10 protein-coding genes are annotated in these 12,183 nt (G+C 65.4%); 5 read left to right on the top strand and 5 right to left on the bottom strand.

Going from position 1 to position 12,183, the window contains the following annotated elements; translation table 11 throughout:
• Positions 1 to 18: 18 nt before the first annotated feature.
• The 4 genes from C4N9_RS02100 to C4N9_RS02085 all read left to right on the top strand — a co-directional run bounded on the left by C4N9_RS02100 (position 19) and on the right by C4N9_RS02085 (position 5,260).
• Entirely contained in the window at positions 19 to 1,044 is a 1,026-nt protein-coding gene (locus C4N9_RS02100; RefSeq protein ID WP_109531617.1) for a glycosyltransferase family 2 protein, read from the top strand.
• Positions 1,045 to 1,173: 129 nt separating this feature from the next.
• Positions 1,174 to 2,154, top strand: coding sequence for a glycosyltransferase family 2 protein (locus tag C4N9_RS02095; RefSeq protein ID WP_210403952.1), 981 nt, complete (start codon positions 1,174 to 1,176; stop codon positions 2,152 to 2,154).
• A 20-nt stretch (positions 2,155 to 2,174) separates the two neighbouring features.
• Complete coding sequence (locus C4N9_RS02090; RefSeq protein ID WP_109531761.1) at positions 2,175 to 3,848, top strand: DUF5927 domain-containing protein; 1,674 nt, start codon at positions 2,175 to 2,177, stop codon at positions 3,846 to 3,848.
• Positions 3,848 to 5,260 (top strand): sulfotransferase family 2 domain-containing protein, encoded by a 1,413-nt coding sequence (locus tag C4N9_RS02085; RefSeq protein ID WP_109531615.1) that lies wholly within the window; start codon positions 3,848 to 3,850, stop codon positions 5,258 to 5,260. Before C4N9_RS02090 ends, C4N9_RS02085 begins: the two co-directional genes overlap by 1 nt.
• Positions 5,261 to 5,707: 447 nt before the next feature.
• On the opposite strand, the gene C4N9_RS02080 is transcribed toward C4N9_RS02085, so the two are convergent.
• The 5 genes from C4N9_RS02080 to C4N9_RS02060 all read right to left on the bottom strand — a co-directional run bounded on the left by C4N9_RS02080 (position 5,708) and on the right by C4N9_RS02060 (position 10,349).
• Entirely contained in the window at positions 5,708 to 6,049 is a 342-nt protein-coding gene (locus C4N9_RS02080; protein ID WP_109531614.1) for a DUF2853 family protein, read from the bottom strand.
• A 114-nt stretch (positions 6,050 to 6,163) separates the two neighbouring features.
• On the bottom strand, positions 6,164 to 7,342 hold the full coding sequence (locus C4N9_RS02075; RefSeq protein WP_109531613.1) for a lytic murein transglycosylase: 1,179 nt from the start codon (positions 7,340 to 7,342) through the stop codon (positions 6,164 to 6,166).
• A 200-nt stretch (positions 7,343 to 7,542) separates the two neighbouring features.
• The gene (gene fghA / locus C4N9_RS02070; protein ID WP_109531612.1) at positions 7,543 to 8,376 is read right to left on the bottom strand and encodes an S-formylglutathione hydrolase; all 834 of its coding nucleotides are present in this window, start codon (positions 8,374 to 8,376) and stop codon (positions 7,543 to 7,545) included.
• Entirely contained in the window at positions 8,376 to 9,485 is a 1,110-nt protein-coding gene (locus C4N9_RS02065) for an S-(hydroxymethyl)glutathione dehydrogenase/class III alcohol dehydrogenase (RefSeq protein ID WP_109531611.1), read from the bottom strand. The genes fghA and C4N9_RS02065 overlap by 1 nt, the downstream gene beginning before the upstream one ends.
• Before the next feature lie 117 nt (positions 9,486 to 9,602).
• The gene (locus C4N9_RS02060; RefSeq protein WP_245902422.1) at positions 9,603 to 10,349 is read right to left on the bottom strand and encodes a WecB/TagA/CpsF family glycosyltransferase; all 747 of its coding nucleotides are present in this window, start codon (positions 10,347 to 10,349) and stop codon (positions 9,603 to 9,605) included.
• A 211-nt stretch (positions 10,350 to 10,560) separates the two neighbouring features.
• Between C4N9_RS02060 and C4N9_RS02055 the strand changes: the two genes are divergently transcribed.
• The gene (locus tag C4N9_RS02055) at positions 10,561 to 12,099 is read left to right on the top strand and encodes an O-antigen ligase family protein (RefSeq protein WP_109531609.1); all 1,539 of its coding nucleotides are present in this window, start codon (positions 10,561 to 10,563) and stop codon (positions 12,097 to 12,099) included.
• Positions 12,100 to 12,183 lie beyond the last annotated feature (84 nt).

Here is a 12,183-nt window from a genome sequence, read left to right as displayed (position 1 = left end):
AACACGCGAAGGATTCCGATGCCCAGTGCCCGAAGCCTGTGGAGTGCCTATAAGTGGCGCCGGAGACGGCAGCTGCGGATCGCGCGCGCTTTCCTGAAGCGGCGTGAGCTGGCCGCGCTGGCCGACCGCACGGACCAGATCGCGCCGGGGGATGTGCTGGCCTTTACCTGCCTGCGGAACGAGGTTCAGCGGCTTCCGTATTTCCTGTGCCATTACAGAGGTTTGGGTGTCCGCCATTTCCTGGTCGTGGACAATGACAGCGACGATGGCAGCGGCGATTACCTGGCCGCGCAGCCCGACGTTTCGCTGTGGCACACGCGCGCCAGCTACCGCGCGGCGCGGTTCGGGGTCGACTGGATGATGGCGCTGATGCAGCGCCACGGGGTGGGGCATTGGTGTCTGGGCGTCGATGCCGACGAGCTGCTGGTCTATCCCCACCACGACACGCGCCCCTTGCCGGCCCTGTGCGAATTTCTGGAGGCCGAGGGCGAGGTGGCCCTGGGCGCGCTGATGCTGGATCTTTATCCCGAGGGCCCGCTCGACGAAGTGGCCTATCGGCCCGGCCAGAACCCGGTCGAGGCGCTGGGATGGTATGACCGGGGCAATTACACCATCGTCCGCAAGCCCGATACCGGCGCGCTGTGGATACAGGGCGGACCGCGGCCACGGATGTTCTTTGCCGACCGGCCCGAGCGCGGGCCCACGCTGACCAAGATCCCGCTGGTCAAGTGGCACTGGCGCTATGCCTATCTGAACTCGACCCATGTGATGTTGCCGCGCTGGCTGAACGGCTCGGTCTACGAGACGGGGGGTGGCGAGAAGCTTTCGGGCGTGTTGCTGCACACCAAGTTCCTGCCCGGGATCGACGCGAAATCCGCCGAGGAGAAAACCCGCCGCCAGCATTTCGGCGAGCCGGGGGCCTTCGACGATTACTACGATGCGCTGACGCGGTCGCCGGATCTGTGGACCGCGTCGTCCACGCGCTATCGGGACTGGCGCCAGCTGGAGGCCGAGGGGCTGATGTCTCGCGGCGGCTGGGGGTGATCAACCCGGACGGCAGTTAGGGGTTTGCCGGTGATCCGCTTCGGGTTACAGTCCGGCGCAGAAAAACGAGCCGGAACAGGCTTGGGCAGTGGGTGACGCGTGGGCGTTGTATCTTCATACCGTTTGCGGATGCGCCGTCGGCGCTGGCTGTTTCGCGCCCGGCGCAAGGGGCGCGAGTTGCGGGCGGTGAACGACCGGACGGGCGCGATCGACCGGGATGCGATCCTGCTTTTCGCCACGCTGCGCAACGAAAAGCCCCGGCTGCCCTATTTCCTGAAATATTACCGCGATCTGGGCGTGCAGCATTTCCTGATCGTGGATAACGGGTCCGAGGACGGGTCGGGCGAGTATCTGGGCGCGCAGCCCGACGTCTCGCTCTGGCGAACCGGGGCAAGCTACAAGGCGTCGCGCTTCGGCATGGACTGGATGAACGCGCTGTTGCGCCGCCATGGTCACGGTCACTGGTCGCTGGTGGTCGATGTCGACGAGTTCTTTCTCTATCCGTTCTGCGACACGCGGCCCTTGCGCGCACTGACCGACTGGCTGGACGATGCCGGATTGCGCAGTTTCGGGACGCTGTTGCTGGATGTCTATCCGCGCGGGGCGGTGAAGGATCAGCCCTGCATCGAGGGGCGCAACCCGCTGGAAATCGCCTGCTGGTTCGATAGCGCGAATTACACGATCACCCGCAACGCCGCTTTCCGCAATCTGTGGATCCAGGGCGGTCCCCGCGCGCGCGCCTTCTTTGCGGACCAACCGAAAGCCGCGCCGGCGCTCAACAAGGTGCCCTTGGTGAAATGGCACCGCTCCTACGCCTATGTCAGTTCGACCCATATGTTGCTGCCGCGCGGGTTGAACCTGACCTATGACACGCTGGGGGGCGAGAAGGCCTCGGGCTGTCTGCTCCACGCGAAATTCCTCGCCACGCTGGGCGACAAGGCCGAGGAAGAGCTGGCGCGCGGCGAGCATTACATGGGCGGACGCGAGTACCACGCCTATGCGCGCGGGCTGGACGACGAGACGAACCTGTGGACGAAATGGTCCGAGCGTTTCATCAACTGGCGGCAGCTGGAAATCATGGGGCTGATGTCGAAAGGAAGCTGGGCGTGAGCGCGCGGCTGGGCTTCATCATGCTGGTGCATACCGCGCTGGACCGGGCCGCGCAGGTGGCGCGGTTCGTCGCGCAAGCGGGCAGCCCGGTGGTGATCCATGTCGATGCGCGCACCCCGCCGCAGGACCGCGCCGCCCTGGTTCAGGCGCTGGCCGACCTGCCCGATGTGCGGTTCTGCCGGCGCTTTCGCTGCGATTGGGGCAAGTGGTCGCTGGTGGCGGCGATGCAGGCCGCGACCGAACGGCTGCTGGGCGATTTCCCGAAGGTCGAGCGCGTCTATGCGATGTCGGGCGCCTGCCTGCCACTGCGCCCCGTGGCGGATCTGCAGGCGTGGCTTGACCGCCATCCCGATACCGATTTCATCGAATCCGTCAGCGTGGCGGATGTGAACTGGACCAAGGGCGGACTGTCCGAAGAACGCTTCACGCTGCATTTTCCGGTAGGGTTCAAGACCAACAAATGGCTGTTTGACCGGCTGGTCGACGCGCAGCGATTGTTGCACGTGAAACGCGACATCCCCGACGGGATTGTGCCGCATATCGGCAGCCAGTGGTGGTGCTTGACGCGTGACACGCTCGAGGCGATCCTGAAGGACCCGATGCGCCCGGTCTATGACCGCTATTTCAAGCGCGTCTGGATCCCTGACGAGAGCTATTTCCAGACACTGGTGCGGCTTCACACACGCCGGATCGAAAGCCGCTCGCCGACGCTGGGAAAGTTCGACCACCAGGGCAAGCCGCATGTGTTCTACGACGATCACCTGCAACTTCTGCGTCGCTCGGATTGCTTCATGGCGCGCAAGATCTGGCGGGGTTCCGACCGGCTGTACCAGCATTTCCTGTCGCCCGGTTCCGGCGAGGTGAACCATGCCGAGCCGCAGCCCTCGCGCATCGACCGGCATTTCGCCCGCGCCACCGAACAGCGCATCCGGGGCCGCGCCGGGCTTTACATGGCCAGCCGCTTCCCGATGCAGAACCGAGAGAACGGCAAGACCGCCGAGCCGTATTCGGTGTTTCAGGGCTTCACCGAGGTGTTCCGGGATTTCGAGGGCTGGCTGTCCTCGGTCGCGAATTGCCGGGTGCACGGGCATCTCTTCGCCCCCCGCAAGGTCGAGTTCGCCGGGCGCGAGAAGACCTTCGCGGGCGGTTTGTCCTACAGCGCGAGCCTGCGCGACTATAACCCGCGCGCGTTCCTGACCAACCTTTTGTGGTCGGCGCGGGGCGAGCGGCAGTGCTTCCAGTTCGGGCCGGGCGACACGCAGGGGCGGCGCTATGATCTTCTGTGGTTCATGGCCACCGATTCCAACGCGCAGATTTCCGTCATTTCGGGCGCCTGGGCGGTGCCGCTCTATCTGTCGGGCCGCGACGTGGCCGAGATCCGGCGCGAGGCGGCGCGGCTGCAGCGCATCGAATCCGACATGATCGACATCCTGCATTCGCCCCATGTGCGCGCGCGGATTCGCATCTGGACCATGGCCGAGTTCCTGGAGAATCCCGCTGAACCCCTGCATCTGCTGTTCGACGAGATCGCGCCGCATGTGCAGTCGCGGATGATCCGCATTCCCGAACTGGTCGACCTGAACGGTTTCGGCTCGTTCCTGCAGGATCTGCGCAATCAGGGCATGCAGCCGGTGCTGATGGGCGATTTCCCGACCACGCCGCTGCCGCCCGGCCCCTCGCATCGGATGAAATGATGGCCTTCGACTATTTCGTGATCCTCGCCGAGATGCGGACGGGTTCGAACCTGCTGGAATCGAATCTGAACGCCTTCGACGGCATCGAATGCCATGGCGAGCTGTTCAACACGGGCTTCCTCAATACCCCCGGCACCGAAAGCTATCTCGGCGTGACCTTCGCCCAGCGCGAAGCCGATCCGTGGTCGCTGATGATGGCCGCGCGCGCGACGGGCGCGCGGATGCCGGGTTTCCGGCTGTTCCATGACCACGATCCCCGGATCTGGGACCATGTCCTGCGCGATACCGCCTGTGCCAAGATCGTGCTCACCCGCAACCCGCTCGACAGCTATGTCTCGCGCAAGATCGCGGCGGCGACGAACCAGTGGAAGCTGGGCGATGTGAAAAACCGCCGACAAACGCAGGTCAGCTTCGACGCCGGTGAATTCGAAACCCATCTGTCCCGGCTGCAATCCACGCAGATCGAGATTCTCAACACCCTGCAGTCCACGGGTCAGAGCGCGTTCTATATCGGCTACGACGATGCCAATGATCTCGACGTACTCAACGGGCTGGCGCGCTGGCTGGGTCTGGCATCGCGTATCGACCGGCTGCCGCGGGCGTTGAAGAAACAGAACCCCGAGCCGCTGGACCAGAAACTCTCCAATCCCGGCGATGTGGCCAAGGCGCTGGCGCGGATCGACCGTTTCGATCTGGGCCGCACCCCGAATTTCGAGGTCCGGCGCGGGCCCATGCTGGACGCGGCGCAGGGCGGGGCGCAGACGCGGCTCCTGTTTCTGCCCCTGCGCGGGGGGCCGGAAGCCGGGGTGATCCGCTGGATGGCCGCTCTCGATCAGGTGGCGCCCGAAGCGCTGACCACCGGTTTCGACGAGGGGCGGCTGCATCGCTGGCGTCGGGACCGCGCAGGGCTGCGCAGTTTCACGGTTTTGCGCCATCCGCTCGAGCGGGCCTATTCGGTGTTCTGCGCCCGCATCGTCACGGGAGAGGTTGCGCCGGTGCGCGATCACATGATCCGCCTCTTCGATACCGATCCGACGCGCGCCAGTTCATCGGAAGACGGTTTCCGCGATGCGTTCAAAGCTTATCTGAAATTCTGCCGCGCCTCGATCTCGGGGCAGACCGGGCTGCAACCCTGGCCGATCTGGGCCACCCAGGCGGCGCTGCTCGACGGCTATGCCAGGGTGATCTCGCCCGACCTCGTGCTGCGCGAAGAGGATCTGGCCGAGGATCTGCCCCGGCTTGCCCGCCGTCTTGGCCATGACGCTCCTCCGGACTGGACGCCGGAACGGGAAGGCGACAGCTCCCCTACGTCGCGCCCCGCCTTGTCCGAGATCCGGGACAGCTACATCACCCGCCTGGTACGCGAAGCCTATGGCCGGGACTTCGACACGTTCGGGTTTACTGATCTCTGACAGGTCAGCAGGACGGCGGAAAAGGGCCGCCGCGCCATGGCCGGGCAAGGGAACAGGCGCAGCCGGTGGGGGATGGCGCTGCGTGACGGCGGTGCATCGTGCCCGCGCGCGATAACAGCCCATAAGCGTAGGGAACTGCGCCCATGACGCGTTGCGCCACCGAAAGCGGGACCCGCAGTCATCCTGCAAGGGAACACCCCACGAAGCGACGGCATCAACGCCCAGCCGGGCGGTTCGCGGCGTCGCTCTGAAACATCGCGCAGAAAAAGCGATGGGGGTCCGATCGCCCGGAACCCCCATCTTCCCACGTGCCCTTCGCACCACACGTAGATCCGGATATGCCCCGGGCCGTCCTGGCCCTGAACTCACCCTGTCACAGCCGCGCGCTCAAGGCAAAGCGCAAGTACCTGGCATTTCAGTCAAATGCCGCGCATCGCGGTCCCGCGCTCAGGCGTAGACCGCTTCCTTGCCGAAATGCTTGCACAGCATGTAATAGACGACCGCGCGGTACTTGTTGCGCTCGGACTTGCCATAGGTCTCGATCACGCTGTTGATGGCCTCGTCCAGCGCCGGCCCGTCCGGAAGGCCCAGCTTCTTCATCAGGTACTTGGTCTTGACCGTCTCGATCTCGCCGGGCTGGCTGGCCGCCACGGTCGCAGAATCGGCGTCGTAGATCGACGGCCCGCAACCGATGGTGACCTTGGTCAGCAGGTCCATATCCGGCTCCATGCCGCATTTGGTGCGCAAATCCTCGGCGTATTTCGCAATCAGCTCGTCGCGGCGTCCCATCGTGGTCTCCCCATTGGTTTCTTTGACTTCCCGCCCGAGCTTACGAAGACGCCGCGCTTTCGGGCAAGCCAAAAGCGCGGCGTCGCGGGTCCCGGAAACCCGGTCAGGCCGAAATCACAACCGGCGCAGCAGATCCGGCGTCGGCCAGCCATCGGCCGGCAGGCCCAGCTGCGCCTGCACGTCCTGCACGGCGGCACGCGTCCCGGCACCCAGGATGCCGTCGGCACCGCCCACGTCGAAGCCCCGCGCCTGCAGGCGGCGCTGCAGATCCACCATCTGGTTCTGGTTCAACCCCGGCTGCGGGTTGCCCGCGTCATAGACCGGCGCACCTTCGATCCGGGTGGCGAAATAGGCCGCGGTCACGACATAGGTAAACGACTGGTTCCACTCGAACAGCACGCGGAAATTGTCGAAGATCATGAAGGCCGGCCCGCCCCGCCCCTGCGGCAGGATCACCGAGGCCGGCAACCCGCCCGAGGGCAACGAGGTTCCCCGCGCCTGCACGCCCAGCCGCGCCCAGTCGCTCACGCTCATGCGCGTGCGCAGACCGGTCTGGCGCAGGTCCAGCCCCTGCGGCACCGAGACCTCGACCAGCCAGGGCTCGTTCGGGCGCCAGCCATGATGACGCAGCAGCGCGGCCCCGGTCAGCACCGCATCGGCCATCGAACCCCGCACATCGACATGACCGTTGCCATCGGCATCGACGCCCAGCTCCAGAATGTCGCGCGGCAGCATCTGCACCATGCCGATTTCGCCCGCCCAGGCGCCCTGCGTTGTCCGCGGATCCAGATCGCCGCGGCGATACAGTTCGGCCATGGCCAGAAGCTGCGGGCGGAACAGCTCGGGCCGGCGGCAATCATGCGACAGCGTCGCCAGCGCATCGGCGGTGTTGATATCGCCCTGCACCGCGCCGAAATCCGTCTCGAAGGCCAGGAAGGCCAGCATCACGCCCGGGCTGATCCCGTATTGCGATTGCAGGCGCTGGAACAGGCCCGATTGCTGCGACAGAAGCTGGCGCGCGCGATCCAGCCGGTTCTGGCTGATCAAAGCGCGCGAGAATTCGATGAAGGGTCGCTGGAAAAACCCCTGCGCACGGTCGCGGCTCAGCACCGTCTGGTTCTGGCGCAACCCGCCGAAGAACGCATCCGCCACGTTCTGCGGAATGCCATTGCGCACCGCCTGCCCGCGCATGTCGTTGACAAAGGCCTGCCAGTTGCCGCCGCAGGCCTGCGCCTGCGCGATGGCCGGGGCCACCATGAAAGCGGCCAAGGCCGCGGCTCTAAAGAAACGCATGAAAACTCCTGTCGATGATGTCTCAGCCTAGCAACAATCGCGTCCAGCGGCCAAGGTATCGCGCCGCCGCGCCGCGTCTATCGCCCGGGCGACATTGGCGCCCCGTCTCTTTGTTCCGGAAATATCCTCGGGGGTGAATTTGCCGGATGGCAAAGAGGGGGCAGACAGCCCCCTCTCTCCCGTTTCCAAAGACTCGGCCTTCAGGCCGTCAGATGCGCCGCATGCCAGTCGAGATGCGCGCCCATGAAGCTGGAAATGAAGTAATACGAATGATCGTAACCTTCATGCAGACCCAGCTCCAGCGGCTGACCCGCAGCCTTGCAGGCCGCGTCCAGCTTTCCGGGCATCAGCTGATTGTCCAGAAACCCGTCCGCCGCACCCTGATCGACCTTCAGCGCGGCCACCCGCGCGCCGCCTTCGATCAGGCGGCAGGCGTCGTACTCGGCCCAGGTCTCCTGGTCCGGACCCAGATACTGGCCCAGCGCCTTCTGGCCCCACGGGCATTCGGTCGGTGCGCAGATCGGCGCGAAGGCCGAAACCGAGCGGAACCGCGCCGCGTTGCGCAGCCCGATCGTCAGCGCGCCATGCCCGCCCATCGAATGGCCCATGATCGCCTGACGGTCCATATCCATCGGGAAATGCTGGCGCAGAAGCGTCGGCAGTTCCGTCTCGACATAGGACCGCATGCGGTAATTCGTGGCCCAGGGCGCGCGCGTGCTGTCGACATAGAACCCCGCGCCCAGACCGAAATCATAGGCGCCTTCGGGATCGTCGGGCACTGCCTCACCGCGCGGCGAGGTATCGGGCGCCACGAAGATCAGGCCGTGTTTCGCGCAGGCCGCGCGAAACTCGCCTTTCTCGGTGACGTTCGACCAGTTGCAGGTCAGCCCGGACAGGTACCAGACGACGGGCATCGGCCCTTCGCCATCAGGCAGGAAGATCGAGAACTCCATCGGCGTTCCCGTCTCGGCGCTGTCATGACGCCAGACTTCCTGCCAGCCGCCATGCGACCGCCAGCGGTTGATCCGCTCCATCAGAACACCACGACCGAGCGGATCGACTTGCCCTCGTGCATCAGGTCGAAGCCCTTGTTGATCTCTTCCAGCGTCAGCGTGTGGGTGATCATCGGGTCGATCTCGATCTTCTTGTTCATGTACCAGTCGACGATCTTCGGAACGTCGGTCCGGCCCCGCGCACCGCCGAAGGCCGAGCCTTTCCAGACGCGCCCGGTCACCAGCTGGAACGGACGGGTCGAGATCTCCTTGCCCGCCTCGGCCACGCCGATCACCGTCGACACGCCCCAGCCGCGGTGGCAGGCTTCCAGCGCCTGGCGCATGACCATCGTGTTGCCGGTGCAGTCGAAGGTGTAATCCGCGCCGCCATCGGTCATCTCGACCAGCTTGGCGACGATGTCGCCGTCGATCCTGGTCGGGTTCACGAAGTCGGTCATGCCGAACATCTTGCCCCATTGCGCCTTGTCGTCGTTGATATCGACGCCGATGATCTTGTCGGCGCCGACCATGCGCGCGCCCTGGATCACGTTCAGGCCGATCCCGCCCAGACCGAAGACCACGACATTCGCGCCCGGCTCGACCTTGGCCGAGTTGATCACCGCGCCCACGCCGGTGGTCACGCCGCAGCCGATATAGCAGGCCTTGTCGAAGGGCGCGTCCTCGCGGATCTTCGCCACGGCGATTTCCGGCAGGACGGTGAAGTTCGAGAAGGTCGAGCAGCCCATGTAGTGATAGACCGGCGCGCCCTTGTAGCTGAAGCGCGAGGTCCCGTCGGGCATCACGCCCTTGCCCTGCGTGGCGCGGATCGCGGTACACAGGTTGGTCTTGCCCGACAGGCAGCTTTTGCACTGGCGGCATTCGGGGGTGTAGAGCGGGATCACGTGGTCGCCCGGCTTGACCGAGGTCACGCCCGCGCCCACTTCGCGCACGATACCCGCGCCTTCATGGCCCAGAACCGACGGGAACAGCCCTTCGCTGTCCAGCCCGTCCAGCGTGTAGGCGTCGGTATGGCAGATGCCGGTCGCCATGATTTCGACCAGCACTTCGCCCGCTTTCGGGCCTTCAAGGTCAAGCTCGACAATCTCGAGCGGTTTCTTCGCCTCAAAGGCGACGGCGGCGCGGGTTTTCATCAGAAGTCTCCCGGGTAAGTGGTTCGCGAAAATGCCCGGCGACCTTGCCGGAATCGGGCCGGAACATCCAGCCCGGACTTGCCGTCGGAAGCCCGCGAAAATCGCCTTTCCGACCGCTTACCGCTGCCGCCACGCGCGCAGCGCCTGACCCGGCAGGATCACGATACAGTCGAAATACCGCTTCGCCAGCCGCCGGGGATTCGACATCATCCGCCAGACCCATTCCATGGCAATCGCGCGCACCCATTCCGGCGCCCGCTGCTGACGTCCGGCCAGGAAATCCAGCCCCGCCCCGATCGAGGCAAAGCCGACCTGCGGGGCGATCTCGCGGCCGAAAGCGGCGAATTGCTCCTGCTTGGGCGCGCCCAGCGCGACGAAGCACAGCCTTGCGCCGGACGCCGCGATGTCGTGCAGGATGCGCCGGGCGTCGGGACCGGTGGGATCGAACCCCATCGGCGGCGCGATGCGCGACACGATCCGCAAGCCCGGCACCCGTCCCTCCAGCGCGGCGCCCGCCTCGGACAATGCCTCGTCCGTCGAGCCCATCAGCGCCACGGGGACCTCTTCGCGCGCCGCAAGGCTGGCCAGCGGCACCACCATGTCCGAGCCGGGCACCAGCGAGACGGGCTTGCCCGCCAGTTTCGACAGCCAGACGATCGGGTTGCCGTCGGCGCAGACCAGATCCTGCGCGGCATAGACGCGGCGGAAATCCGGGTCGCGCGACAGTTTCACCAGATGATCCAGGTTGATCGTCGCCAGCGCGAAGCCTTCCTGCGCGCGAAACCGGCGCCGCACCTCGGCCAGCAGCGCGCCGGAATCGGGCATGTTGACCGCGATCCGGTGCGGCGGGAATGAAAACTCCACGAATCCCCCATACTCTGGACGCAATTCGCCACCATGCTCCCAGGCTGAGGGCAGACAGCGCGTCCGGAGACGGTTATAGATACCCCCGCCGCGCCATGAAAGCCCGCAAGCGTGCAGTCAGGGGCGAGTAGGGCGGTTTGGGCAAAGAGCGGGCAATGAAACGGCGGAGACCCCTTGATCGGGGACCGTCGCGCGCAGGGGATGCGCAGGCATGATCCAGATCGGCAACATTTTCGCGCTGTTGGCGCTGGTCGGCTATCCGGTCGTGGTCATCGTCATGTTCCGCAAGATGTCGCAACAGCGGGCGCTGATCTGGTCGATCCTGGGCGCCTACATGTTCCTGCCGCAGATCAGCGCCATCAACTTCCCGCTGATCCCGCCTTTGAACAAGGAAAGCATCCCCAACCTTACCGCCTTTGCCGTTTGCATGTCCTATTGGGGCCGGATGCCGAACCTGGTGCCGCAGGCCTGGGTCGGGCGGGCGCTGGTGGCGATGTTCCTCATCAGTCCGGCTATCACCGTTTTCAACAACATGGACGCGATCCAGTTCGGCGTGGACCGCTTCGGCTCGATGCGGCTCGTTGATCCCAACGCGCTGGAACTGTGGGGCCTGCCGGGGCTCAGATTCTACGATTCCGGCTCGGCGCTGGTGCAGCAGATCTTCTTCATGCTGCCGTTCTTCCTGGCTCGCGAGGCCCTGCGCGGCCCCGACGGCATGCGCGAGATCCTTCTGGCCCTGGTCGTCGCGGGAATGATCTATGCCCTGCCGATGCTCTACGAAGTGCGCATGTCGCCGCAGCTGCACACCCGCCTCTACGGTTTTTTCCAGCACGATTTTGCTCAGGCGATGCGGCAGGGCGGGTTCCGGCCCTTCGTCTTCATGCCGCACGGGCTGTGGGTCGCCTTCTTCGCCTTCATGGTCACGATGGCCGCCGCCGGACGGTTCCGTATCGCCGACAAGGATCAGGCGGGCAAACGGCTGCTCATGGTGGGTTTCGGCCTGTTCCTGGTGGTGCTGACCAAATCCATGGGGCCGCTTCTGTACACGCTGGCCTTCGTGCCGGTCATCCTCTTGCTGAAACCCCGCATCCACCTGACCATCGCCACGATGCTGGTCACGCTGGTCATCGCCTATCCGCTGCTGCGCGGGCTGGAACTGGTGCCGACGCAGGCGATCCTCGATCAGGTGGCCGAGATCAGCGAAGAGCGCGAGCAATCGCTGGAATACCGCTTCAACAACGAACAGCGCATTCTCGATCATGTCGAGGAACGGCCGCTTTTCGGCTGGGGCGGATGGGGCCGGTTCATGGTCTACGACACCGCCACTGGCGAGACCGAGACCATCGTCGACGGTCAGTGGATCATCACCATCGGCCATTACGGCTGGCTGGGCTATATCGCCGCGTTCGGGATGCTGGCGCTACCGCTCTATGCCCTGGCCTTTCAGGCCGCGCGCCGCCATGCCGCCGCCGTGCCCATCGAAGTCAGCACCGTCGCGCTGATCCTTGCCGTGAACATGTTCGACCTGCTGCCCAATGCCACGCTCATTCCCTTCACATGGCTGATGGCCGGCGCGCTGCTGGGCTATGCCGAGGATATGAAACGCGCCACCAACGCCACCCGGGACGAGCGGTTGCGGCGCGCGCATCGCGGCGTCATGCTGGGCCTCAAGCGCGGCGGCCGGGGCAGGGATCCGAGGCGCGATCCGGGGCGCGATCCGGCCACGGGCGGGCCCAGAACCCTGATCTGACGCCCGATTTCAGCCCGATTGGGGCGCCACTCTCGCCCCAAAGATCAGGGACTTTCCCTTCGACTTCTGTTGCATCAAAGGTAC

The organism is Pararhodobacter marinus (assembly GCF_003122215.1).
GTDB classification, from domain to species: Bacteria; Pseudomonadota; Alphaproteobacteria; order Rhodobacterales; family Rhodobacteraceae; genus Pararhodobacter; species Pararhodobacter marinus.
The sequence above is the reverse complement of the archived record's forward strand: the minus strand, read 5'-3'. Positions and strand labels throughout refer to the sequence as shown.

Coding starts and splice junctions, on each gene's coding strand:
- C4N9_RS02100 (WP_109531617.1), top strand. CDS start 19: ATGCCCAGTGCCCGAAGCCTGTGGAGTGCCTATAAGTGGCGCCGGAGA.
- C4N9_RS02095 (WP_210403952.1), top strand. CDS start 1,174: ATGCGCCGTCGGCGCTGGCTGTTTCGCGCCCGGCGCAAGGGGCGCGAG.
- C4N9_RS02090 (WP_109531761.1), top strand. CDS start 2,175: ATGCTGGTGCATACCGCGCTGGACCGGGCCGCGCAGGTGGCGCGGTTC.
- C4N9_RS02085 (WP_109531615.1), top strand. CDS start 3,848: ATGGCCTTCGACTATTTCGTGATCCTCGCCGAGATGCGGACGGGTTCG.
- C4N9_RS02080 (WP_109531614.1), bottom strand. CDS start 6,049: ATGGGACGCCGCGACGAGCTGATTGCGAAATACGCCGAGGATTTGCGC.
- C4N9_RS02075 (WP_109531613.1), bottom strand. CDS start 7,342: ATGCGTTTCTTTAGAGCCGCGGCCTTGGCCGCTTTCATGGTGGCCCCG.
- fghA (WP_109531612.1), bottom strand. CDS start 8,376: ATGGAGCGGATCAACCGCTGGCGGTCGCATGGCGGCTGGCAGGAAGTC.
- C4N9_RS02065 (WP_109531611.1), bottom strand. CDS start 9,485: ATGAAAACCCGCGCCGCCGTCGCCTTTGAGGCGAAGAAACCGCTCGAG.
- C4N9_RS02055 (WP_109531609.1), top strand. CDS start 10,561: ATGATCCAGATCGGCAACATTTTCGCGCTGTTGGCGCTGGTCGGCTAT.